Below are 26,004 nucleotides of genomic sequence, written 5' to 3'. Positions count from 1 at the left end.
ATTCCTCACATGGTAGATAGTGGCTGCAAGGAAACGACCGTTTTTTCTGATTTTGATAGGAAGCTTCAAAAACAAGGCTTTCGATATTTTTGAAACCAAGGAGTTTACTGATTGTAAATGACTGTTTCAAAAATGAGTATAACGCAGTATTTGGAGTTTTCTTGCAAAGACTAGATACTAATGTTGATGTGTTTCATGTGACCTTGAAAATAAATTATAAACACATGAAACTGTAAAATTATTTTTTAGAATGCTGTCAGATATAAGCCAAGCTACATCAAAAGAAAGTCCTTTGTGATGAAGTCCTCCTCCTAGTGTAAATGCACTAACACCGATGTTATTGTCAAAATAGCGATAACCGCAGCGTAGTGCCAATAGCTTATTGTATTGATATTGAAGGCCAACGCCTGAATAAAGGCCCTTGTGTTGATTAGCGGATATATATGAAATATCAAGACTGCTTGTTACGTTGTGTTTTTCATATATCGTTAAAGGGTATGCTAATCCTCCGCCAATGGAGAGCGGTAGTTGACTGGATCCTTGATCAAACGTCAATTGGGATCCCAGATTGCGGATTACCAATCCGTAGTCTATTTGTTCGTAGGTACTTTTAAACCCCAAATCAAAAAAGAAAGTGTGGGCAGAATAGTTTTGTCCCAGATTTGACTTTAGGTAGTTGATAGAGAGTGAGAGAGCTGAAGCTGTTCCAATATTGTGGGCATACCCGAAGCCAAAAGTAAATTCGAAGGGATCGTAGCTGCCAGTGTAATTCCCTTGGTCATCGCTTGTCTTATAGGTATGCATATTGTATTTTTTGTAGCCCAAAGCGATGCTGTTTTTATCATTGACAGAATAAAACAAAGAAATATCAGAAAGGTGATCATCATTGGTTGTTGCGTTTAGCCACGGACGATAATTTATAGCTAGCGCAAACTTTTGTGGACTCAGATGTGCAGCGGAAAGGTTGGAATAAATGGATGCATTATTATCTTGTGCGATATAAGTATTTCCTAAAGCGGAAGTTTTTGCACTTAGAGGTATCGTGAGAAATGAAGCCGATTGAGACAAGCATGTCATGTACATAAGGCTAAGTACAGATGATATTACTATCTTTTTAATCATAACTTAATGATGTTTCGTTCGAATTCCTGATTGTTATATTTTATTTTTAACAGGTATTGGCCACTTGCCATATTGGATATGTTGCTACTTGCGGGAGAAAATGTGCTGATAGGAATGGATAGCTTATTTACCATAACTGCTTTGTCGTTGTAAAATTCTATTTCTATATTCCCGTCAATTTCATCTCCCATTCTGAAGTTGATGAGGTCAGTGACCGGATTGGGGTATATGTCTATTGGCATAGAATCGTTGCGTATCATCACCTGAAAGGTCGTGCTGGCACTTGCCTGCCTGGCATCCAATGCCGTGATTTCCAATGTGGAGAGACCATTTGATAAGGGGGTCAAGCTAAGTATGTTATTGCTTATGCTAGCATCGAGATAGGATGCGGAAAAAGCTAGTTTATATTGTAAGTCTTCTTCGTCTTCATCATAAAACACATCAGATAAATCCATGCTAATCGTATTGTCAGGATCACCAATGTATGTGTTCTCAATGGCCTTGATCACAATAGGAGGATGGTTCTCTTGAATGGTATAATTAAAAGTGAAATCCGAGGTGGCGCCAAATTCATCTTCAATGAATATGGAGGCTTGGTATGTTCCCGGTGTTGCGGTTAAACCATGAATGGTAATGATTATCTCAGAAGTAGTACCTTCTGTTGTTATATTTCCTGCGGAGTCACTTATGTTCCAAGTATATGAATCACCATCCTGATCGGCTAATGAACAGGTAAAGGTGTATGTTTCATGTGCTTTTAACTTAAAACTATTTCCGCTGTTTGATGTAATGGTGGGGGCGTGATTTTCTGCAGTGATCACTAATAGCGATTCAGAATATTCGGAGTAGGAGCCTAAGACATCATAAGCCGCAATTCTGAAATAATAGTTTGATGCGTAGTCTAGATTGTTAATAGTGAGACTTATCGTATCTCCTACTTCATGTAACTGAACCAGTTGAATCGCTGATGACAAGGAAGTGTTGTTTTCAGTAATGTCGGCGGTGGAAAAATAGTTTTTGGAGTAGTATATTTTATAGCCCGTAGGTTTCAGGTCATCAACATCATTGGTTACAGTCCACGTAAGACTTATATCATTGCCATCAACAATGGCTGTAAGATCGGTTACCGGTTCAGGAGGAATGCTATTAAGTTCAGAGAGGCAAGCTGCTGCATTTATGAGGCCATTACCTAACATGCCTTGGTAGTTATTGTTATATATATCCACATTGATGGCTCCATAATATAACCTTTCTTTCAGCATGTCTGGCGTAAATCCCTGACCACCAAATTCAGATACGATAAGAGCCGCTACCCCTGATACATGCGGGCATGCCATAGAAGTCCCTATGAGATAGGCATATTCATTGTCAGTGACTGTGCTGGCGATCCAGTTGTCGTAATAATCTTCGGAGCTATCCACTCCGCCAGGAGCTGCGATATCTACCCAACTTCCATAGTTGGAATAGTATGGCATAGTAAAATTAGCGGACAAGGAAGTTACGGCAATCACAGGATCGTACATGGCCGGATAGGCATTGGTTGTGCTGCTTTCATTACCTGAGGCAAAGATGACGATGCCGCCACTCATGGGACCTATCTGTACTCCATTCTCATCTATGCCGGCAAATTCAATAAAATAGTCGATGGCCGCTTTCATGGATTCGGGAAGATAGGAGAGCTCATCGTATCCCCAGCTATTTTGACAGATAACGGCCCCATTGTCAGCTGCATATTTAATGGCCTCTGCAAAATTATCGGCACTTGTTTCATTGCCCATTGCATCGGTCTCAAATACCTGACATGACATTAACCTGACTCCCGGAATAGCTACATCTCCTCCTGCTATTCCACAAAGGCCTATGTTATTCCCATTTTCTGCACCAATAATGCCGGCAACATGAGTGCCATGGTCATTAGGTTCTATTGTTCCATTATTGTCGACAAAGTTATATCCGTAAATATCGTCTTTGTAACCGTTGCCATCATCATCGGTTTTAGAGCTACCATTGTATTCTGATGTATTGACCCAAATATTGGTAGCTAGGTCTTCGTGTGTAATATCAATACCTCCGTCTATAACGGCTACAATGACTTCTGGGCTTCCCTTTTGTTTGAGCCAAGCATTAAAGAGGTTGATATCACAGCCTTCAAGGGCATCGTTTACTGTTCCATCGTTATAATAATGCCATTGATAACTTAAAAAAGGATCTGAAAAAGGATAGTCATTGCTTGTGGAAGCTGTGCTTTTTAAAGTATGTTCTAAAAGCACTGGATCTAACTTTTGTATGCTATAAGCTGGTGTAATGATTTTTTTGATGGGTTCTGTTATTTCAACTTCGTTTAGATTCTTAAATTTACCAATCACCTTGGCTAAAGATGCCTGACAGGTATCGTAGCTAATGTCGTACCAAAGATGCATACCTTTTGCCATTGTTCTTTCTTCGTATTTACCGGAGTTAGGGAAAGTTCTTTTAAAGCTCATAGCTCCAATGGCGTTTAATATACTATCCAAGCCTTCGATATTGGATTGGATATTTCCTGATTTTAAAGAAATAGAGAGGTCATTAATATTGTCTTCACGGAGTTTTAAACGAATGATACCTTCTACAGATTCTGATGCTTCAGCCTCAAAGTCACCTTCGTTGTACGCAGTGTTATTTATGATATGATCTTCTTGGCAGGAATAAAGTGTGATAATTAATATTGCCAAGATCGAAAAATAGGATGGGAACGTTTGTCTTTTCATCTTTAATAATCCATAATTATATTTCTTCATTAAAGAGTAAACTTAGTTTTTTCTACGGATAGCGAATGATTTACTATACCAATAGGTTTATTTTATCTGCGAAATTAATTGAGTTAACGTAGTTTTGTTAATTGGGAAAGCTAGATAAAACCAGAAAAATGTATTAGAAAATATATTACGAATTTATATTGTACTTTTAATTATCATGACGAAGTTCTAATGCATTATTAAAACAAATTCTATTTTTGAGTATACAGTTTATTATTAGTAAACGATTATATATGATTAAGCCTTTAACATCATTGAGATTCATTTTTGCTTTTATGGTATTTACATCTCATCTGAGTTTTTTTGAAGAGAGTAGGTCTGGTATTTTGACTCGGATTTATAATTCTGTATTACATGAAGGTTACATAGGTGTAAGTTTCTTTTTTATTTTAAGTGGTTTTATACTGGCTTATAATTATCAAGATGGAATTTTGAAAAATAGAGAATCAATCAAAAAGTTTTACTTAGCACGCTTTGCAAGAATTTTTCCGTTGCATATTTTGACACTGATTATATCTATACCTTTAAGTTATGGTATATTTATGGAAGATAGGAGTATTTGGCTGAGTCAGTTGGTGACAAATTTGCCTTTGATGCAAAGTTATATTCCAGTAAAAAGTATTTATTTTTCTTTCAATGCGCCTTCCTGGAGTATATCTGATGAGATGTTTTTTTATCTTGTCTTTCCTTTCTTAATTTTGTTGATCACAAAGGTTAGAGTGTTCAAAAGCTTTTTTGTATTATCTATTATTGGCATAGTTCCATTATTAACATTTGTAGTCCCAGAGGCATATTATCATCAAATCTTCTATATAAATCCTTTTTTGAGAGTTGTTGATTTTATGATTGGTATATTTATCTTTAATATTTATCTGTCCTTTTCTAAGAAAGAGCGAAGTATCAACTATACTTATTTAGAGGTTTCTTCAGTTTTATTATTAGTGGTGTTTTTTGTGTTTCATCGATTGATACCAACGGTTGCGCGATTTTCTTTTTACTATTGGATACCCATGTGCTATTTGATATTTTCATTTTCCTTCCAGAGAGGTAAGGTTTCTGTTTTATTATCCAATAAGATGTGTTTTTACTTAGGAGAGATAAGTTTTGGATTTTATTTGTTTCATCAACTTGTTTTAAGATATTTTTTGGTGATTAATACTAAGTTTTTGGGTATCGCTAGTGACTTTGTAATAGCCATGGTTGTTTTTGCTATTTCGTTGGTTATTAGTCATTATAGCTTTGTTTTGTTTGAAAGACCAATGAATGGTTATATTAAAGCGTTGAAGGAATCAAAAGCTAATACACCATAATTTGTATGGATTATAGTTGGCGAGTTGAAATGTTTAGGGAATTGTTTTTCAATCTTGGAATGACTTCAAGTAAAGCAAAAGCACTTATAATTAATAATTCGCATTAAAATACAGAAGTCTTATTAAATGAACCGCAGGGAAGGCAATAACAATAGTCGTGGCCGGCGTTGGCGAGAAGCTTGAAGTTGGCGAGTTGTTAAGTTGTTGAAGTTGGCGAGTTGTTGAAGTTGGTAAAGTTTTTAGCTTGTTAGATTGGCGAGCCGGTAAAGTCGTGGAGTGGCTGAGTTGTATTTCTCATTTAATAGATATCTTCCATTCGTATATGAAACTATCGGTAAAAGACCGCAGGGTTGGCCAGAACAATAGCCCCGGGGCCGGCGCTGGCGAGAGGCTATAACCCGGAAAATGCATTAGAAAATCTATTACGCCTTAAAATGGCTTCAAAAGAAGTCACTTCGTTACTTTTCTTCAACTCACCATAGCTGGTGCTATGCCTCATCTCAGAAAAGCCTTCTTTTATTGCCATTTCAACGCTCATAACGAAGTTCTAATACATCATTTGGGTTCGTCGCTGCAGGGTAGGTAGTGGATCTATTGTTCTAGACCTTTGGGCTTCTTTTTGTGGCAATGACGTAGTTATCATAAGGGCCTTTAAAAATAAACCTCTCCGAATAAAAAGAATATATATAGAAATTTAAGGAGCAAGATATATGTCATATAAGTAGAGGTATTACTCTCGTTTTGTAAACTATAACTTCCCATTTATAGACATTATTCGATTAAAAAAACAATAAGTTACAATTTATCCATAACCATATTCAATAACTCTCAATGCATGAATAATCCCCATTTAAAAACCCAACAATCAGTAAAAGACCGCAGGGTTGGCCAGAACAATAGCCCCGGGGCCGGCGTTGGAGAGAAGTTTTCCTGGGCGCACTTGAGGTGGTAGTGCGGTTGGCCTAGCGCGAAAGAAGTGTGTGCCGGACGGAAAGGGAAGCTGATGCCGGGGAGGTAGCGATCTATTGTTCTAGACTTTTTTGGTTCTTTTTGTGGCAATGACAAAAAGAACATATCAATAAGCAGCAAGAGCAAGGTATGTATCAAAAGAATCAAGTTATCCTCTTTCATACAAAAACAATATTTTTCATTTTATGAACAATTTCAAGTAAAACATAGAAGTTCTCAATTATAAAAATCCATATTCAAGATCTCTCACCTAAAGAATATTTTCCATTTTAATACTCAACTATCAGTTAATGAACCGTAGCGTTGGCCAGAACAATAGCCGGGGCCGGCGGTGGCGAGAGAGCTTCAAGGGCGCACTTGAGGTGGTTGTGCGCCGGACGGAATTGGAGCTTGATGTAGGGGAGGTAGTGATCTATTGTTCTAGACCTTTTTGGTCCTTTTTATGGCAATGATAAAAAGGACGTTAACGGAAGTTTCAAAAGCAAGCAATGTACCATGTACGTAGTAAAATATAGATCACTCTAAAGCGATGAGATATTTCATCTTAGAACCCGTTATGCCTCATCTCAACAAGTTCTTGATTGATTGCACTTTTAATTCTCATAACGAAGTTCTAATACATCATTTGAGTTGGTCGCTGCAGGGGAGGTAGTGATCTATTGTTCTAGACTTTTTTGGTTCCTTTTATGGTAATGACAATGACGCAGTTATCATGAGGACCTTTAAAACAAGCCTTCCCGAATAATTCGGCGAAGCCTGATCATGAGGACCTTTTAAAATATACCTTCCCGAGTAATGACGCAGTTATCATGAGGACCTTTTAAAATAAACCTCCCCGAATAAAAAGGACATATCAATAAGCAGCAAGAGCAAGGTATGTATCAAAAGAATCAAGTTATCCTCTTTCATACAAAAACAATATTTTTCATTTTATGAACAATTTCAAGTAAAACATAGAAGTTCTCAATTATAAAAATCCATATTCAAGATCTCTCACCTAAAGAATATTTTCCATTTTAATACTCAACTATCAGTTAATGAACCGTAGCGTTGGCCAGAACAATAGCCGGGGCCGGCGGTGGCGAGAGAGCTTCAAGGGCGCACTTGAGGTGGTTGTGCGCCGGACGGAATTGGAGCTCGATGTAGGGGAGGTAGTGATCTATTGTTCTAGACCTTTTTGGTTCTTTTTGTGGCAATGACAAAAAGGACATATATAGAAATTTAAGGAGCAAGATATATGTCATATAAGTAGAGGTAGTACTCTTGCTTTGTAAACTATAACTTCCCATTTATAGATATTATTCGATTAAAAAACAAGAAGTTACAGTTTATCCATAACCATATTCAATAACTCTCAATAAATGAATAATCCCCATTTAAACACCCAACAATCAGTAAAAGATCGCAGGGTTGGCCAGAACAATAGCCGTGGCCGGCGTCGGCGAGAAACCTTCATGGGCGCACTCGAGGTGGTTGTGCGCTGGACGGAAAGATAACCCAAAAGCTGCAATATAAAATCTATTACGCCTTTGTGTACTGGTTGTTTGACTGATTTGAAGAAACCATATTCAGTACGACATAAAAAAAGAATAAAAAAACATTTAGCTGTAAATACTTGACAATATATTGCTTAGGTATTATCTTTCAAGTTCGATTAAAAAAAAGAGAAGGGAAAGGTTAGGAATTACGAAATAAAGTCTCTTTCTTTGCACCCGCTTTGAACGAAAGGCGAGAGAAATAACTGAGATATTGAGGTAAAAGAAGGGATTAAAAAACATTGATAATAAGGTGTTTTAAGGACGGATGAGGAGTTAAAAAAGAGTCTGAAAAATATTTTTAAATTTTATTTTGTAGATTCAATAAAAACCTTTATCTTTGCAGCCGCTAAAACGGTAGCAAAAAAGGATAAAAAACTGATAAGAATGAAGTCTTTAAAACTGTTTAAATACAGGGGTTTGGAAAGGAATAAAGCGAAAAAATTAATTTTCAATTTTTCTCAAAAAACATTTGGAATTAAGGGAATAAAGTTGTTATCTTTGCATCCGCTTTTACAGCGATAAACTAACATCGGTTAGTTTTAACAAACAGATTGAACTTAGGTTTTAGACCTAAAAGATATAAAGACGATAAGGAGACTTATCGACGTTCTTTGAAAATATTGGAATGCACAAAAGGAAAAATAACAGAGTGATTCTTTGAGTAAGGCTCTTGTAAAGAATAATAGTTATAGAAATAGTTTACTAGATCTATACAGATAATTTTTATACAACGAAGAGTTTGATCCTGGCTCAGGATGAACGCTAGCGACAGGCCTAACACATGCAAGTCGAGGGGTAACATTGTAGCTTGCTACAGATGACGACCGGCGCACGGGTGCGTAACGCGTATGAAACCTACCTTTTACAGGGGAATAGCCCGGAGAAATTTGGATTAATGCCCCATGGTTATACTTTACCGCATGGTAAATTATATAAAGCTTCGGCGGTAAAAGATGGTCATGCGTGACATTAGCTAGTTGGTAAGGTAACGGCTTACCAAGGCGACGATGTCTAGGGGTTCTGAGAGGAAGGTCCCCCACACTGGTACTGAGACACGGACCAGACTCCTACGGGAGGCAGCAGTGAGGAATATTGGTCAATGGCCGCAAGGCTGAACCAGCCATGTCGCGTGCAGGAAGACGGCCCTATGGGTTGTAAACTGCTTTTGTACGGGAAGAAACGTATCTACGAGTAGATATTTGCCGGTACCGTACGAATAAGCATCGGCTAACTCCGTGCCAGCAGCCGCGGTAATACGGAGGATGCGAGCGTTATCCGGATTTATTGGGTTTAAAGGGTGCGTAGGCGGACTAATAAGTCAGTGGTGAAATCTTGCGGCTCAACCGTAAAACTGCCATTGATACTGTTAGTCTTGAATTTAGTTGAGGTAGGCGGAATGTGTTGTGTAGCGGTGAAATGCATAGATATAACACAGAACACCGATTGCGAAGGCAGCTTACTAAGCTATAATTGACGCTGATGCACGAAAGCGTGGGTAGCGAACAGGATTAGATACCCTGGTAGTCCACGCCGTAAACGATGATTACTCGTTGTTGGCAATACATGGTCAGCGACTGAGCGAAAGCATTAAGTAATCCACCTGGGGAGTACGTTGGCAACAATGAAACTCAAAGGAATTGACGGGGGCCCGCACAAGCGGAGGAACATGTGGTTTAATTCGATGATACGCGAGGAACCTTACCTGGACTTAAATGTAGGCTGCATAGAGTAGAGATATTCTTTTCTTCGGACTGCTTACAAGGTGCTGCATGGTTGTCGTCAGCTCGTGCCGTGAGGTGTCGGGTTAAGTCCCATAACGAGCGCAACCCCTATTGTTAGTTACCAGCACGTAAAGGTGGGGACTCTAACAAGACTGCCGGTGTAAACCGCGAGGAAGGTGGGGATGACGTCAAATCAGCACGGCCCTTACGTCCAGGGCTACACACGTGTTACAATGGCCGGTACAAAGGGCAGCTACATGGCGACATGATGCTAATCCCTAAACCCGGTCTCAGTTCGGATCGGAGTCTGCAACTCGACTCCGTGAAGCTGGATTCGCTAGTAATCGCATATCAGCCATGATGCGGTGAATACGTTCCCGGGCCTTGTACACACCGCCCGTCAAACCATGGAAGCCGAGGGTACCTGAAGTCCGTTACCGCAAGGAGCGGCCTAGGGTAAAACTGGTAACTAGGGTTAAGTCGTAACAAGGTAGCCGTACCGGAAGGTGTGGCTGGAACACCTCCTTTCTGGAGAGAGACTTACAATTATTAAAGATGAACAGTTACTCAAATTTTGTGTATTCCACGTTGTCCAAAACGGGACAAAACGTACATTGACATATTGGCAAAACAATCAAAATCATAAGTTGGCCTTAACGCAGATCGTTAAGGATCAACCAACAAGAAAGTAAGCAAGGGCGCACGGTGGATGCCTAGGCTTTCAGAGGCGACGAAAGACGTGATAAGCTGCGATAAGCCACGGGGAGAAGCAAATATTTGTTGATCCGTGGATTTCTGAATGGGGCAACCCGTCCGGTTGATGACCGGTCACTCCGCAAGGAGGGCAAACCCAGGGAACTGAAACATCTAAGTACCTGGAGGAGAAGAAAATAATAATGATTCCCCTAGTAGCGGCGAGCGAACGGGGATTAGCCCAAACCTACAATGTTTAGGCATTGTAGGGGTTATAGGACCACAACATGAATATAAAATAGAAGTAGAACGTTTTGGAAAGAACGACCAAAGAAGGTGATAGTCCAGTACACGTAATATTTTATAGGATAGTGGTATCCTGAGTAGGGCGGGACACGTGAAATCCTGTCTGAATTTGCCGGGCCCATCCGGTAAGGCTAAATACTCCTGAAAGACCGATAGTGAACCAGTACCGTGAGGGAAAGGTGAAAAGTACCCCTAACAGGGGAGTGAAATAGTACCTGAAACCGTGCGCTTACAAGCGGTCGGAGCTGATTAATCAGTGACGGCGTGCCTTTTGCATAATGAGCCTACGAGTTAGTCGTAGTTGGCAAGGTTAAGGGCCTCAGTCCCGGAGCCGAAGCGAAAGCGAGTCTTAATAGGGCGAATAAGTCAGCTGCGCTAGACGCGAAACCAGGTGATCTACCCATGGTCAGGTTGAAGTTCCGGTAACACGGAATGGAGGACCGAACCGCCAGACGTTGAAAAGTCTTCGGATGAACTGTGGGTAGGGGTGAAAGGCCAATCAAACCTGGAAATAGCTCGTACTCCCCGAAATGCATTTAGGTGCAGCCTTGTTTTAGTTATACAGAGGTAGAGCTACTGATTGGACGAGAGGGCTTCACCGCCTATCAACTCCTGATAAACTCCGAATGCTGTATAATGATGAACAGGAGTGAGGGCATGGGTGCTAAGGTCCGTGTCCGAAAGGGAAAGAACCCAGACCATCAGCTAAGGTCCCCAAATATATGCTAAGTTGAACAAACGCGGTTTGATTGCAGAGACAGCTAGGATGTTGGCTTGGAAGCAGCCATTCATTTAAAGAGTGCGTAACAGCTCACTAGTCGAGCGATCGAGCATGGATAATAATCGGGCATAAGCATATTACCGAAGCTATGGATTGTTAATTTATTAACAGTGGTAGGGGAGCATTCCAATGACGCAGAAGCCGGATGGCGATGTCCGGTGGAGTAATTGGAAAAGCAAATGTAGGCATAAGTAACGATAATGCGGGCGAGAAACCCGCACGCCGAAAGACTCAGGTTTCCTGATCAACGCTAATCGGATCAGGGTTAGTCGGGACCTAACGCGAACCCGAAAGGGGTAGTGGATGGATAGCAGGTTAATATTCCTGCACTTCCTGTACAATAAAAGTGACGTATTGTTGAGACTGCTAGGTACTGACGGAATAGTACGTAGAGCCTAGGCTTCGGCCGAAGCGAAGCAGAGCAAACGGTACCGAGAAAAGCGAGTACAGGGACCCGTACCGTAAACGGACACACGTAGTTGGGTTGAGTATACTGAGGCGCTCGAGTGATTCATGGCTAAGGAACTCGGCAAATTAGCCCCGTAACTTCGGGAAAAGGGGCGCCAGTTTAGGCTGGCCGCAGAGAAATGGCGCATGCGACTGTTTATCAAAAACACATGGCTTTGCAAATTCGAAAGAAGAGGTATAAGGCCTGACACCTGCCCGGTGCTGGAAGGTTAAGAGGAGATGTTAGTTTCGACGAAGCATTGAATTGAAGCCCCAGTAAACGGCGGCCGTAACTATAACGGTCCTAAGGTAGCGAAATTCCTTGTCGGGTAAGTTCCGACCTGCACGAATGGTGTAACGATGTGCGCACTGTCTCGGCCATGAGCTCGGTGAAATTGTAGTATCGGTGAAGATGCCGATTACCCGCAACGGGACGGAAAGACCCCGTGAACCTTTACTGCAACTTAACATTGGTTGTGGGTAAGTAATGTGTAGGATAGGACGGAGGCTTTGATGCTGCATCGCCAGGTGTAGTTTAGTCGCCCTTGAAATACGTCCCTTTGCTTATCTGTGGCCTAACGGATTAATCCGGACATTGTTTGGTGGGTAGTTTGACTGGGGTGGTCGCCTCCAAAAGAGTAACGGAGGCTTTCAAAGGTTTCCTCAGGACGATTGGTAACCGTCCGTGGAGTGTAATGGCACAAGGAAGCTTGACTGTGAGGCCGACAAGCCGACCAGGTACGAAAGTAGGACATAGTGATCCGGTGGTTCCGCATGGAAGGGCCATCGCTCAAAGGATAAAAGGTACTCCGGGGATAACAGGCTGATCGCTCCCAAGAGCTCATATCGACGGAGCGGTTTGGCACCTCGATGTCGGCTCGTCACATCCTGGGGCTGGAGAAGGTCCCAAGGGTTGGGCTGTTCGCCCATTAAAGTGGCACGCGAGCTGGGTTCAGAACGTCGTGAGACAGTTCGGTCCCTATCTGTTGTGGGCGTAGGATATTTGAGAAGACCTGACGTTAGTACGAGAGGACCGCGTTGGACATACCTCTGGTGCACCAGTTGTTCCGCCAGGAGCATCGCTGGGTAGCTATGTGTGGAAGGGATAAGTGCTGAAAGCATCTAAGCACGAAGCCTGCTTCAAGATGAGATATCCTTATTAGGGACGTTGTAGACTACGACGTTGATAGGCTGTAGGTGTAAAGGTGGTAACACCAAAGCCGAGCGGTACTAATTGCCCGAAACTTTTAGTTGGAGCATTAAGCGCCGAAATGTGATTTTGATTGTAGCCGATGTGACAATAAAAAAATATAAAGGAATATAACAATATTCAGGTGGTTATAGCGACGGGGCTCCACCTCTTCCCATTCCGAACAGAGAAGTTAAGCCCGTTAGCGCCGATGGTACTGCGTACAGTGGGAGAGTAGGTCGCCGCCCATCTTAAAAGAGAGCAATTGGATTTTATCCAGTTGCTCTTTCTTTTTGCTTTATAAGTGTTGCAAGACGCAAGACGCAAGACGTGGCGAGTTGATGGAATTGGCGAGCTGGAAAAGATGTTAGCTTGTTAGGTTGGCGAGCCGGTAAAGTCGTGGAGTGGCTGAGTTGTATTTCTCATTTAATAGATATCTTCCATTCGTATATGAAACTATCAGTAAAAGACCGCAGGGTTGGCCAGAACAATAGCCGTGGCCGGCGTTGGCGAGATGTAACCCGGAAAATGCATTAGAAAATCTATTACGCCTTAAAATGACTTCAAAAGAAGTCACTTCGTTACTTTTCTTCGACTCACCATAGTAGTTACTATGCCTCGTCTCAGAAAAGCCTTCTTTTATTGCCATTTTAATGCTCATGACGAAGTTCTAATACATCATCCGGGTTTAAGGGCGCACTTGAGGTGGTAGTGCGCCGGACGGAAAGGGAAGCTGATGTAGGGCTGATAGTGATCTATTGTTCTAGACCTTTTTGGTTCTTTTTATGGCAATGATAAAAAGAACAAATATAGAAATTTAAGGAGCAAGATATATGTCATATAAGTAGAGGTATTACTCTCGCTTTGTAAACTATAATTTCCAATTTATAGACCATATTCAAGTAAAACAAAAGTAGTTACAACTCATCCCTAACCATATTTAGTAATTCTTAATCAATAAGTAATCCCCATTTAAATACCCAACTATCAAAATAACGACCGCAGGGTTGGCCAGAACAATAGCCGCGGGGCCGGCGCTGGCGAGAGGCTTGAAGTTGGCGAGTTGTTGAAGTTGGTAAAGTTTTTAGCTTGTTAGGTTGTTAGCTTGTTAGGTTGGCGAGCCGGTAAAGTCGTGGAGTGGCTGAGTTGTATTTCTCATTTAATAGATATCTTCCATTCGTATATGGAATTATCAGTAAAAGACCGCAGGGCAGGCCAGAACAATAGCCCCGGGGCCGGCGCTGGAGCTCGATGCCGGGGAGTTGTGATCTATTGTTCTAGACCTTTTTGGTCCTTTTTATGGCAATGACAATGACGAAGTTATCATGAGGACCTTTGAAAAATATACCTCCCCGAGTAATAACGCAGTTATCATGAGGACCTTTAAAACAAGCCTTCCCGAATAATTCGGCGAAGCCTGATCATGAGGGTCTTTTAAAATATACCTTCCCGAGTAAAAAGAACATATATAGAAATTTAAGGAGCAAGATATATGTCATATAAGTAGAGGTAGTACTCTCGCTTTGTAAACTATAATTTCCAATTTATAGACCATATTCAAGTAAAACAAAAGTAGTTACAACTCATCCCTAACCATATTTCGTAATTCTCAATCAATAAGTAATCCCCATTTAAATACCCAACTATCAAAATAAAGACCGCAGGGTTGGCCAGAACAATAGCCCCGGGGCCGGCGCTGGCGAGAGGCTTCCCTGGGCGCACTTGAGGTGGTAGTGCGGTTGGCCTAGCGCGAAAGAAGTGTGTGCCGGACGGAAAGGGAAGCTGATGCAGGAGAGGTAGTGATCTATTGTTCTAGACCTTTTTGGTCCTTTTTATGGCAATGATAAAAAGGACGTATATGGAAATATTAAAAGCAAGCAATATACCAAGTACGAAGTAAAAAAATAGTTCTCTCTAAAGCGATTGTTGTTATTAAATTACAAGTATTGAGATATTTTCATCTTAGGCTCTGCTATGTCTCGTCTCAGAAAATCCTTCTTTTATTGCCATTTCAATGCTCATGACGAAGTTCTAATACATCATTTGGGTTCGCTGATGCAGAGGAGGTAGTGATCTATTATTCTAGACCTTTTTGGTTCTTTTTGTGGCAATGATAAAAAGAACATATGTGTTCTTGCATAAGCAACAAAAATATCAAAAGAATAAAGTTATTTCCCTCTATACAGAAACAAGATTTCCAATTTATTAAATGCATTCAAGTAAAACACAGAAGTTTTCAATATTAAAAATCCAAATTCAAAAACTTTCATCTTACGGTGAGAATAGCAAATTATACATCAGCAATTTTTCGCAATAGTATTCCATCACTTATGATTAAAAAATATATTGCTAATCCCTTGCATGCAAAGAGAGCGTAGCGAACGAAGCATGCAAGGGATTAGTGTTCATGAGAAAAGATTGTTTTTCTGTTTTCCATCCGATAGCTTTTCCCTTCCAATTTCAAGACTTCACATCGATAAAGCAAGCGATCTAACAGTGCCGTGGCCAGGACTTCATCCTCGAGGGTTTCAGCCCATTGTTTAGGCGATTTATTTGTTGTAATAATCACAGAGGTCTGTTCATGTAGGTGATTTACAAGGTTGAAAAATGCCACAGCTTCATGTTTCTTAATAGGAAAAAGCATTATATCATCAATCGCAATTAAATGAGCTTTTGTCAGTCGGTTGTAAGCATTTAAAGCAGAAGATGTCATTTCTTTCATTTTTAATATGGTAACAAGTTCTTCCATTGTGATGAAATAAGATTTGTACCCGGCAACTACAGCATCATGCACAAGGCCCGCCGCAATATAGGTTTTACCGGTTCCGGATGGTCCCATTAAAACCAGATTGTAGTTTTGTTCCAGCCACATCAACTCACGCAGTTGTTTTAGTTGGGGTTTTGTAATACCGTTGGCAACATTAAAATCGTAGTTATCCAGCTGATGTTTCTTCGGTAATCTGGCTAGTTTGAGTCTTCGCTCCAGATCGGTATTTTGCCTGTGAAGGACTTCTTTTTTCAATAACTCCAGGGTGAATTCCGTATATGAAAGCTTATCTATTTGCGCCTGATGCAAGGTTTCTTCTGGGAACTTCTTTGTCTGGGTAAGCCGCAACAATTCGGCATACTGCTTGATTTGTTCTATTTGCTTCATGATCTATCTCAATAATGTTTCATAAATTTCGATACTACTTTGGGCAGGAGCAATCGACTCCTTAGGGGGTTCCACATTCACTTTACTGATGTTTATTTTACTCGCCTCCGATATTTGTTTTTCTTCGTTTTGAAGATGGGCAAGTACCTCCGCAAATCGATACCCATTAAACACTTTGTTTTCGATGCAGAAGTTTAAAGTTTCTGTTTTTACCCGATCGTTCGCATTGTTTATAGCTTTTAAAATTTCCCTTATATTATCATGAAAATAACGCGGTTTGTCATTTTCCAGGTCAGCCAAATAGCTTTGTGATTCTGGTGTATTGCCAAAAGCGTTTAATAAAAGTTCATATCTCTGTTGTAGTGTCTTTGATTTTTCGCGGCAGTGATCCGTGTTGCGCACCAAAACACCCTTTCCCAGCGGAATCTTATGAGACGCAACAAGCGTATTTACATCAGATAACAAGTCCAGGGTATTCCCTTTGTCATCAAGAAGCACGGTTGTATCGGCATCTTTGTAAGTCCCTATTGGTAAACTGTAAAAATTTCCCTTGTAGGCAACGGTGTTGTCTTTTCGAACCTTGTAACCAGGCAGTAATATTAATGGTTTTTCAGGGGTGTCGCGGTAAGGTTCCAGATGTGATTGTTCAATCAACCATTGTTCATAAGGGACTTTCCTGATGGTTCCGTGAAGCTTGGCATTTGCTGTACGTTTAAGCCATGCCAGGCAATCTTCCTGAAGGGTGTTTTGATCCTGAAATGTACGACCTTTCAGGAAGTTATATTTGACATATTTCACCACATTCTCAACCTTTCCCTTGGATTCAGGATCTGCTTTCCTGCAAAAAATAGTTTCAAAAGAGTATTGCTGGCAAAAACTTCGAAATCCTTCTGTTAATAAAACATCACCAAGATTTTCCCCCTTTATAAATACTTTATCCTGATCGTAAATGATCTTACTTGGTATACCGTTAAAGTAATTAAAAGCTAACTCGTGAGCATATACCGCAGTTTGGGTGGTAAAAGGGCAGCGTTGACAATAAACGTACTTGTAGCGAGAACGCGAAAGTACCATGGCGAAGAAATACACTTTGATACGATGACCTTCTCCACTCTGCATAGTAATCTCGCCAAAATCAACCTGAGCCTCGCTACCATAAGCTACCTCAGGCAGCTTTTGATATTGACGGGAACCCACTTCTTTGTACTTATTGATGGCATGCTTCTCCCGAATCGTTTTTACGAAGTTATAGACCGTTTTGCTATCTACTTTCGGTAAATCTTCAAATGATTCTTTTAAACGATCTTCTACCTGGGCGGCTGACAAGTTAGGCGTGCTTTCGAGAAGTGTTTTTACATATTTATAATAACCAGAGAGCTTTTTTGACAGGCGATGCGGCTTATTTATCCACAACATAAAAGTCTGTTCATCCATTGCTAAATATTTACGGACAGTGCCTCTATCTATCTCAAGCTCTCTACTTATTTGACTCTTATTGAGTCCTTGTTTCCATAATTCATTAACTTTGTACCACATAAAAACTTTTTGGTTTTTATTCATAGCCTTTGTTTTTTTAGATTTCACAACCTAAAAATGGAGGCTATTTTTTATTTCTACAACTGGTGATGTTCTATTGCGAAATTTTGATGGTACTAATTTCCTATTTACAAGTAGAGGTAGTACTCTCGCTTTGTAAACTATAATTTCCAATTTATAGACCATATTCAAGTAAAACAAAAGTAGTTACAACTCATCCCTAACCATATTTCGTAATTCTCAATCAATAAGTAATCCCCATTTAAATACCCAACTATCAAAATAAAGACCGCAGGGTTGGCCAGAACAATAGCCCCGGGGCCGGCGCTGGCGAGAGAGTTTCAAGGGCGCACTTGAGGTGGTTGTGCGCCGGACGGAATTGGAGCTCGCTGTAGGGTAGGTAGTGATCTATTGTTCTAGACCTTTTTGGTCCTTTTTATGGCAATGATAAAAAGGACGTTAACGGAAGTTTCAAAAGCAAGCAATGTACCATGTACGTAGTAAAATATAGATCACTCTAAAGCGATGAGATATTTCATCTTAGGACCCGTTATGCCTCATCTCAACAAGTTCTTGATTGATTGCACTTTTAATTCTCATAACGAAGTTCTAATACATCATTTGGTTTGGTCGATGCAGGGCTGATAGTGATCTATTATTCTAGACCTTTTTGGTTCTTTTTGTGGCAATGACAATGACGCAGTTATCATGAGGGCCTTTTAAAATATACCTTCCCGAGTAATAACGCAGTTATCATGAGGACCTTTAAAACAAGCCTTCCCGAATAATTCGGCGAAGCCTGATCATGAGGGCCTTTAAAAATAAACCTCCCCGAGTAAAAAGAACATATGGAGACAGTTCAATATTGAAAAGACTTCAAGTAAAACAAAAGTAGTTGCAACTCATTCCTAACCAGATTCAACATTTCTCAACAAACGATTATTCTCACTTAAAAACCCAACAATCAGTGAAAAGACCGCAGGGCAGGCCAGAACAATAGCCCCGGGGCCAGCGTTGGCGAGAGAGCTAAAATTACCACTAAAGGATCAATAAGCACGCAAAACAATTAAGTATCATAATCTATTTTTATACAAATAACAACATTGAGTCTGTTAATGCGTATCTTTGTAAAATAATGCATTTAAGGGTAACGCTATAAAATGCATCCTTTTAGGTTAAGCCATCAGAGGTAAACCTTCTAGGTTCACGTAAAAGTATGCAAGTAAATTTTGTAATTATGTATAAACATCTTTTTGGTCCTGTACCTTCTCGCAGGTTAGGTATGTCATTGGGTATTGATTTAATACCTAAAAAAGTTTGTTCGTTAAACTGTGTTTATTGTGAAGTAGGAAAGACTTCTAAATTGACACTAGATAGAATGGAGTATGTGAAATATGATCATGTGATTGCTGAGTTGGAGCAATTTATGAGTCTTAGCCCAAAAATAGATTATATTACATTTTCGGGTTCAGGAGAACCAACACTTTATAGTAGAATAGGAGAGGTTTTGCATTTTGTTAGGCAGCATTATCCAAACGTCAAAACGGCTGTTTTAACAAATGGGACTTTGTTTTTTGATCGTAAATTGAGGTCTGAGTTGTTGCAGGCCGATGTGATTTTACCTTCGTTAGATGCCGCCAGCCAGAATGTTTTTGAAAAAATTGATCGACCGCATTCTGATCTGCATATCCATACATATATAGATGGATTAGTGGACTTAAGGAAAGAATATCTAGGGAAAATTTATCTCGAAATATTTTTATTGAAAGGTTATAATGATTCCAAAGAAGAATTGGATTTGCTTAAAAATGCAATACAATCGATCTGTCCTGATAGTGTTCAGTTGAATACTCTCGACCGTCCGGGGACGCTTCATGGCTTGTTGCCATTATCAAATAGTGAATTACAAGAAATAATAGATTATTGGGATTTACCGAATGTGGAAATTATTGCTACAGTGGAGGAACGTACTTCTGTTGAATCTTACAGTGGTGATATTGAAGCAGCCATCATAGAAACAATAGCTCGTCGACCTTGTACGCTCGATGATTTACATTGCTTTTTGGGTATGCATGTGAATGAAATAAATAAATATCTGGGAGCTTTGGAGGCCAACAATATACTAAAAACAGTTGCGCTTGATCGGGGTGTTTTTTATGAATTAAAGGATAAATAAGAGCAATTGTATAATGTCCAATTGCTCTTATATGGTGAAACCATCTTATGGTTTTATTCCTAAAGATTGGATGGGTGTTTTACTGCAAGTCAAATCGGTCGAGGTTCATTATCTTATTCCAGGTAGCGATAAAGTCGCGAACAAATTTCTCTTTGGCATCGAAACTACCGTATACTTCTGCCAAAGCTCTTAGTTCTGAATTAGAACCAAAAATCAGGTCAACACTTGTGGCTGTCCATTTGAGCGTGCCTGTTTTGCTGTCTCTTCCTTCATAATACGAATGTTGATTCTTTGTCCATGCTGTATTCATATCTAGCAGATTTATAAAGAAATCATTGGTTAAAGATTCCGGGTGTTTGGTAAGTATGCCATGCTTCGAATTGTCATAATTTGTATTTAAAGCACGCATTCCACCAATAAGGACAGTTAGTTCAGGCGCAGTTAGCGTAAGCAGTTGCGCTTTGTCGATCAGTGCTTCGGTTGCCGAGATTTTAAATTGTGTATTTTTATAGTTTCTAAAACCATCAGCGATGGGCTCCAGTACAGTAAATGATTCAATATCTGTTTGTTCCTGTGTAGCATCCATGCGGCCTGGTATAAAAGGAATGTTTACCTGCATTCCTGCATTGTTAGCAGCTTTTTCTATTGCTGTACATCCTGCTAGAACAATCAAGTCGGCCATGGATACTTTTTTTCCTTGGGTTTGTGATTCATTGAAGTTTTTTTGTATTATTTCCAGCATTTTTAATACTTTGTTTAGCTGGCCTGGCTTGTTAACTGCCCAGTCCTTTTGTGGGGCAAGTCGTATTCTCGCACCATTGGCACCACCTCGCATATCGGATCCTCTAAAAGTAGAAGCGGAGGCCCAGGCTGTGGAAACCAGTTGAGAAATACTTAATTCGGTATCCAATATATTTTGTTTCAGTAGTTCTATATCATCGTCATTGATTAATGGGTGGTTGCACACAGGTATAGGATCTTGCCATATGAATTCTTCAGTAGGTACTTCTGGTCCCAGGTAACGAGATCGTGGTCCTATGTCACGGTGCGTAAGCTTGAACCATGCCTTAGCAAAGGCTTCTGCAAACTCCAAAGGATGCTCATAATACCGATGGGATATTTTTTTATAGATGGGGTCGTGAATCAATGCCAAATCTGTTGTTAACATGGTAGGAAGATGTTTTTTATGCGGATCTTGTGCATATGGCATTTGTGGATCAGCATCCTTGGCCACCCATTGGTATGCTCCGGCAGGACTTTTGGTTAATTCCCATTCGAATTCAAATAAGTTTTTAAAGAAATAGTAACTCCATTTAGTAGGCGTTTGTGTCCAGGTTACTTCTAATCCACTGGTGATGGTGTCATCTCCTTTTCCTGTACCAAAGGAGTTTTTCCACCCCAGGCCTTGTTCTTCGAGGGGAGCAGATTCTGGTTCAGGGCCCACATGTGAGGCAGGGCCTGCGCCATGACATTTTCCAAAGGTGTGACCACCTGCGATGAGCGCTACTGTTTCTTCGTCGTTCATGGCCATGCGTTCAAAACTAGCCCGTATATCTTTTGCCGCAGCCAAAGGATCTGGTTTTCCTCCCGGTCCTTCCGGATTAACATAGATGAGTCCCATTTGAACTGCTGCAAGTGGGTTGTCTGCTTTGCTTTCGGGAAGATTACGTTGGTCGTCATCCAGCCATGTGGTTTCTTGTCCCCAATTCACATCTTCTTCAGGTTCCCATACATCGACACGTCCACCGGCAAAGCCCAGGGTTTTAAATCCCATGGATTCCAATGCTACATTACCAGCTAAAATCATAAGGTCGCCCCATGATATTTTTTTTCCGTATTTCTGTTTTATGGGCCATAGTAGTCGACGTGCTTTGTCTAAACTCACATTGTCTGGCCAGCTGTTTAAGGGTGCAAAGCGTTGCTGGCCTTTTCCTCCACCTCCTCTGCCGTCACCAGTTCGGTAAGTTCCTGCACTGTGCCATGCCATACGAATAAATAAAGGACCATAATGACCAAAATCAGCAGGCCACCAATCCTGAGAATCGGTCATCAAGGCATGAAGGTCTTCTTTAAGCTGTTTGTAGTCGATACTTTCAAATTCTTTTGCATAGTCAAAATCCGGATCCATGGGATTGGATAAGGATGAGTTTTGACGAAGAATGTTCAATTTCAACTGATGTGGCCACCAATCACGATTCTTGGTTCCTCCTCCGGCAAAGGCTTTTGCTGAAGCTCCAGTTACCGGACATTTGCTGATTTTCTCTGAATGATTTTCCATAGCTGTAAAAAACATTAAGTTACATTTTTTCATCATAAGATGCTAATCATATATGCGCGTAGTACCTAAATTATTAAATGGTTACAATTCCTGCTCGATGAAATAAGCGAAGGTTTCAACCCCCAGCCTGGGATGGACCGTGAATGTTTTGATGTCTGTTTTGCAGACTTGCTTATTTTCATTGACCATATAGTGCACTCTCTCTAAATCGATTCTTATGTAGTCTTTGCAAGAAAACTCCAAATACTGCGTTATTCTCATTTTTGAAACAGTCATTCACAATCATTAAACTTTTAGGTTTCAAAAAACATGGAAAGCCTTGTCTTTGAAGCTTTCTTATCAAAGACAGAATAATAGTAGTTTTTTTGCGCCCACTATATTTATAGGAATCACTGATTGTAAGAAAGAAGATGGTTTCTATACGAATTATGTGTTGGCTGTGCGTAATAGATTTGTAGCTGTTCTTTGACGGTTGATAAGTATACTTTAAAATGAATTAACATTTGTAATTGTTAAGTTTTGATAAAAAAAATTACTTTTGTGCTGAAATAGTTTCTATAGAAATAAACATCTCAATTGGTAGTAAGCTAATGTTTAGTATTTGTGTGATATATAATAGATTTACGAATATCCCAATGCTCTTTTGTTCTAAAAATATTCTTACTGAAATTATACCGATAAAGAATTAATCAATTTATATACTAAATATATTTTATGAATTTAAAATTAAAAATGGCATTATTTATAATGCTAACGACTTTTTCATTTTTATCAGCACAAGAAAAACCAGAAGTAGAGATTGGGGGGGCATTGAGGTATAATTACAATGTATCGTCATGGAAACCAGAGCAACAAAAACGTGGAGGTGATTTAGGTTTTGATGTATTTCGCATCAATGCCAAAGCAAAATACAAAGGTTTAAAACTGAATGCAGAATATCGTTTCTATTCAGAAGGATTTGGTGGAGCCATGCTCAAACAAGGGTGGATTGGTTATGATTTTTCCACAGAGAACAATTTACAACTAGGGCTGACTCAGGTTCCTTTTGGAATAACACAATACAATTCTCATAGCTGGTTTTTTAGCATGAATTATTATGTGGGTTTAGAAGATGATCATGATATGGGTTTGAAGTATACACATATAGATGATCAGTGGGAGTATGCTATTGCCTTTTTTAAGAATGCAGAGGAGCTTAGCTTTGGAAATAATTCAGATGTTTCTAACAGTCGGTACGCATATGATGTAGGATCTAGTGGAAGTGGAACGCATAAAAACAAAGAAATTAATCAGTTTAATGTAAAAGTGGATCGGAAGTTTTCCAATGGGAGTGCCCAGCATAAGGTAGGGGTGTCGGCCCAGTATGGAGGAGTATATAACATAGATACAAAGGACGTGGGTGATCGCTATGCTTGGGCTGCTCACTATGAATTGAAAGTGGGTTCGTTTGATTTGAAAGCGCAAGTATCCAAATATAGTTATAATACCGAAAATCCGGATGGGGAGGATAATAGGGTGATTGCCATGACTGCCTATGGAGCTCCTTATATGGTAGCTTCAGAGGCCTTATCTTATACTCTTGGAGCTGCTTATACGATTCCTGTTGAATGGGGACCGGTTTCTAGTCTTCAGTTCTATAATGATTTTGGAATGCTTGACAAGACCGTGGATTCTTTTGAGGATTCATTTATGAATGTTACAGGTGTATTAGTGTCGGCAGGTAATGTCTATACCTATATTGATTTTGCACAAGGAAAAGATCAACCATGGTTAGGAGCGGCTTGGACCAATGGCCTGGGTTCTGGAACACCCGATGCCGAATGGGAGAACCGTTTCAATATTAACATAGGTTATTATTTTTAAAGAGGAGAATATGCCCAATAAAAACAAAATTAAAATAAAGGTTGAGGATTTAACCTTAATTTTTGGTAAGCGCAAACAAGAGGCGCTTAAAATGTTGGACCAAGGTATGTCGAAGGAAGATATTCTGAAAAAGACAAAATGTACAGTGGGGGTCAACCGTGCCAGTTTTGAGATTAAGGAAGGAGAGATATTTGTGATCATGGGCTTGTCTGGTAGTGGAAAATCAACACTTATACGTTGTTTAAATCGCTTGAATGAACCTACTTCGGGTCATGTGTTCTTTGAAGATCATGATATAACCAGAGAGAATAATAAAGAACTGTTAGAAACGCGTCGTAATGAGATGAGTATGGTCTTTCAAAAGTTCGGACTACTTCCTCATAGATCTATACTGGAGAATGCGGCTTTTGGATTGGAATTGAGAGGTGAAGAGCTGGGGCTTAGGACCGAGAAGGCTATGCAGGCTTTGGAAACGGTCGGATTAAAAGGATATGAGTCGCAATTTCCGTCAGAACTTTCTGGAGGGATGCAACAGCGGGTTGGATTGGCACGAGCATTGGCGAATGATCCTGCTGTTTTGTTGATGGATGAAGCTTTTTCGGCTTTGGATCCACTGATAAAATCTGATATGCAGGATGAGTTATTGGAGATTCAAAGTAAGTTGAAAAAGACCATTGTATTTATTACCCACGACCTGGACGAGGCCATTAAGATTGGAGAGCGTATCGCTATTATGAAAGATGGGGTGATTGAACAAATAGGGACAGCAGAGGATATTCTTACGCATCCGGCCAGTGAATATGTGGAAGCCTTTGTAGAAAAGGTAGATCGAAAGACTATTATCACTGCCGAAACACTGATGTTTAAAAAGAATACCACCGTTGAAATACATAAAGATGGCCCTAAGGGAGCGATTCGTAAGATGCGAAGCACTACTGCTATAACACTTCCTGTGGAGGATGAAAATAAAAAGTTTTTGGGCTACGTGTGGCTGAGTGATCTGCTGGAACTGGAAAAGGAAAAGGAGACCACTGTTCATAAAGCGCTCAGAACTGATGTTCCAAGTGTGTATAAAAACTATACTGTGGAAGAAATGCTTCCTTTAATTACTGGTATTAGATATCCGTTGGCAGTCGTGGATGAGGAAACAGGTAGGTTATTAGGTTTGGTTTCTCAAACATCTCTCATTATTGAAGCAACGCGCTTTGGAAAAAAAGAAGTGGTGGAACTAAAAGAAAAAGCTAACGAAATATAGTATGGAAAAATTAATTAATGTAGGTCAGTATATCGAAAAAGCAATTAATGCATTGGAAGAAGGCTTTTCTCCGTTGTGGGGCGCTATTGATGATTCCATTTCATGGACGGTGGAAAGCTTAAATGACTTTTTCTTGGCCATTCCCTTTTTCATGATTATTGTACTGGTTACCATAGGGGCTTATTATTGTAATGCAAGGAAACAAGCCTTTAAAAAAGAGGGGTTTAAAAAAGGAATTGGCATGGCGCTTTTTGTGTTAGGTGGATTATTGCTCATATGGGCAATGGGCTACTGGAAACATGCCATACAGACAACTACGCTTGTGTTGGTTGCTACTTTTATTGCATTATTGTTGGGTATTCCTTTGGGCATTTTATCTGCGCGAAGTAATATAGCCAATGCTATTATACGTCCTATTCTGGATTTCATGCAAACCATGCCAGCCTTTGTATATCTTATTCCAGCTATTTTCTTTTTTAGTGTAGGAAATACGCCTGGAGTGATTGCAACTGTTATCTTTTCTTTACCTCCGGCTGTACGCTTGACAAGCCTGGGTATTCGCAGTGTGCCTGAAGATGTGATTGAGGCTGGACATGCTTTTGGCGCTACAGAAAAGCAAATATTGTTTAAAATTCAGCTTCCATTAGCAAAACCAACCATCTTAGCTGGTATTAACCAAGTGATATTATTGTCTTTGTCAATGGTGGTCATCGCTTCTATGGTGGGAGCTAAAGGACTTGGAAGTATCGTTTATCAGGGAATACAGCAAAACGATGTGGCCAAAGGTTTTGAATCGGGTCTGGGTATTGTAATACTGGCTATTATATTAGACCGAATTACACAAGCAATCGCAAAAAAATAATGATAACCT

General features: G+C 40.1%; 12 protein-coding genes and 3 rRNA genes. 8 read left to right on the top strand and 7 right to left on the bottom strand.

The features are described from left to right. Positions 1-177: 177 nt before the first annotated feature. Together CYTFE_RS0111185 and CYTFE_RS26175 are read right to left on the bottom strand one after the other, a co-directional pair. Positions 178-1,122, bottom strand: coding sequence for a PorV/PorQ family protein (locus tag CYTFE_RS0111185; RefSeq protein ID WP_152541788.1), 945 nt, complete (start codon positions 1,120-1,122; stop codon positions 178-180). Then, complete coding sequence (locus CYTFE_RS26175; RefSeq protein WP_052343152.1) at positions 1,119-3,899, bottom strand: S8 family serine peptidase; 2,781 nt, start codon at positions 3,897-3,899, stop codon at positions 1,119-1,121. Before CYTFE_RS26175 ends, CYTFE_RS0111185 begins: the two co-directional genes overlap by 4 nt. 251 nt (positions 3,900-4,150) lie before the next feature. On the opposite strand from CYTFE_RS26175, the gene CYTFE_RS0111175 reads away from it, so the two are divergent. Next, entirely contained in the window at positions 4,151-5,227 is a 1,077-nt protein-coding gene (locus CYTFE_RS0111175) for an acyltransferase family protein (protein ID WP_027471854.1), read from the top strand. 391 nt (positions 5,228-5,618) lie between these two features. Here the strand turns inward: CYTFE_RS0111175 and CYTFE_RS29975 are convergent, their stop codons facing one another. Both CYTFE_RS29975 and CYTFE_RS30750 read right to left on the bottom strand, forming a co-directional pair. Further along, complete coding sequence (locus tag CYTFE_RS29975) at positions 5,619-5,765, bottom strand: hypothetical protein (RefSeq protein ID WP_154665658.1); 147 nt, start codon at positions 5,763-5,765, stop codon at positions 5,619-5,621. Between the two features lie 290 nt (positions 5,766-6,055). Then, complete coding sequence (locus tag CYTFE_RS30750; RefSeq protein ID WP_154665657.1) at positions 6,056-6,358, bottom strand: hypothetical protein; 303 nt, start codon at positions 6,356-6,358, stop codon at positions 6,056-6,058. Between the two features lie 2,103 nt (positions 6,359-8,461). Here CYTFE_RS30750 and CYTFE_RS0111165 point away from each other — a divergent pair. From CYTFE_RS0111165 to rrf, 3 genes are all read left to right on the top strand, one after another. Continuing rightward, positions 8,462-9,983: ribosomal RNA gene (locus CYTFE_RS0111165) — 16S ribosomal RNA — on the top strand. A gap of 154 nt (positions 9,984-10,137) precedes the next feature. Then, a 23S ribosomal RNA gene (locus CYTFE_RS0111160) occupies positions 10,138-12,935 on the top strand. Positions 12,936-13,012: 77 nt separating this feature from the next. Next, a 5S ribosomal RNA gene (gene rrf, locus CYTFE_RS0111155) occupies positions 13,013-13,122 on the top strand. Together the 16S, 23S and 5S rRNA genes form the textbook arrangement of a ribosomal RNA operon. Positions 13,123-15,269: 2,147 nt before the next feature. Here rrf and istB read toward each other — a convergent pair. Continuing rightward, the gene (gene istB, locus CYTFE_RS0111145; protein ID WP_027471853.1) at positions 15,270-16,025 is read right to left on the bottom strand and encodes an IS21-like element helper ATPase IstB; all 756 of its coding nucleotides are present in this window, start codon (positions 16,023-16,025) and stop codon (positions 15,270-15,272) included. A gap of 3 nt (positions 16,026-16,028) precedes the next feature. Further along, complete coding sequence (istA, locus tag CYTFE_RS26170) at positions 16,029-17,585, bottom strand: IS21 family transposase (protein ID WP_052343151.1); 1,557 nt, start codon at positions 17,583-17,585, stop codon at positions 16,029-16,031. 1,213 nt (positions 17,586-18,798) lie between these two features. On the opposite strand from istA, the gene CYTFE_RS0111135 reads away from it, so the two are divergent. Further along, positions 18,799-19,737, top strand: coding sequence for a radical SAM protein (locus CYTFE_RS0111135; protein WP_027471852.1), 939 nt, complete (start codon positions 18,799-18,801; stop codon positions 19,735-19,737). A 79-nt stretch (positions 19,738-19,816) separates the two neighbouring features. On the opposite strand, the gene katG is transcribed toward CYTFE_RS0111135, so the two are convergent. Beyond that, complete coding sequence (gene katG / locus CYTFE_RS0111130; RefSeq protein WP_316929577.1) at positions 19,817-22,030, bottom strand: catalase/peroxidase HPI; 2,214 nt, start codon at positions 22,028-22,030, stop codon at positions 19,817-19,819. Between the two features lie 717 nt (positions 22,031-22,747). Between katG and CYTFE_RS0111120 the strand changes: the two genes are divergently transcribed. The 3 genes from CYTFE_RS0111120 to CYTFE_RS0111110 are packed head-to-tail and all read left to right on the top strand — an operon-like array spanning position 22,748 to position 25,995. After that, positions 22,748-23,878 (top strand): hypothetical protein, encoded by a 1,131-nt coding sequence (locus CYTFE_RS0111120; protein WP_027471849.1) that lies wholly within the window; start codon positions 22,748-22,750, stop codon positions 23,876-23,878. Positions 23,879-23,888: 10 nt separating this feature from the next. Beyond that, positions 23,889-25,133, top strand: coding sequence for a quaternary amine ABC transporter ATP-binding protein (locus CYTFE_RS0111115; RefSeq protein ID WP_027471848.1), 1,245 nt, complete (start codon positions 23,889-23,891; stop codon positions 25,131-25,133). A 1-nt stretch (position 25,134) separates the two neighbouring features. Next, a complete protein-coding gene (locus CYTFE_RS0111110) occupies positions 25,135-25,995 on the top strand; it encodes an ABC transporter permease (RefSeq protein ID WP_027471847.1) in 861 nt (286 codons plus the stop codon). The last annotated feature ends 9 nt before the right edge of the window (positions 25,996-26,004 follow it).

It is taken from the genome of Saccharicrinis fermentans DSM 9555 = JCM 21142, assembly GCF_000517085.1.
Taxonomy (GTDB): domain Bacteria; phylum Bacteroidota; class Bacteroidia; order Bacteroidales; family Marinilabiliaceae; genus Saccharicrinis; species Saccharicrinis fermentans.
The sequence above is the reverse complement of the archived record's forward strand: the minus strand, read 5'-3'. Positions and strand labels throughout refer to the sequence as shown.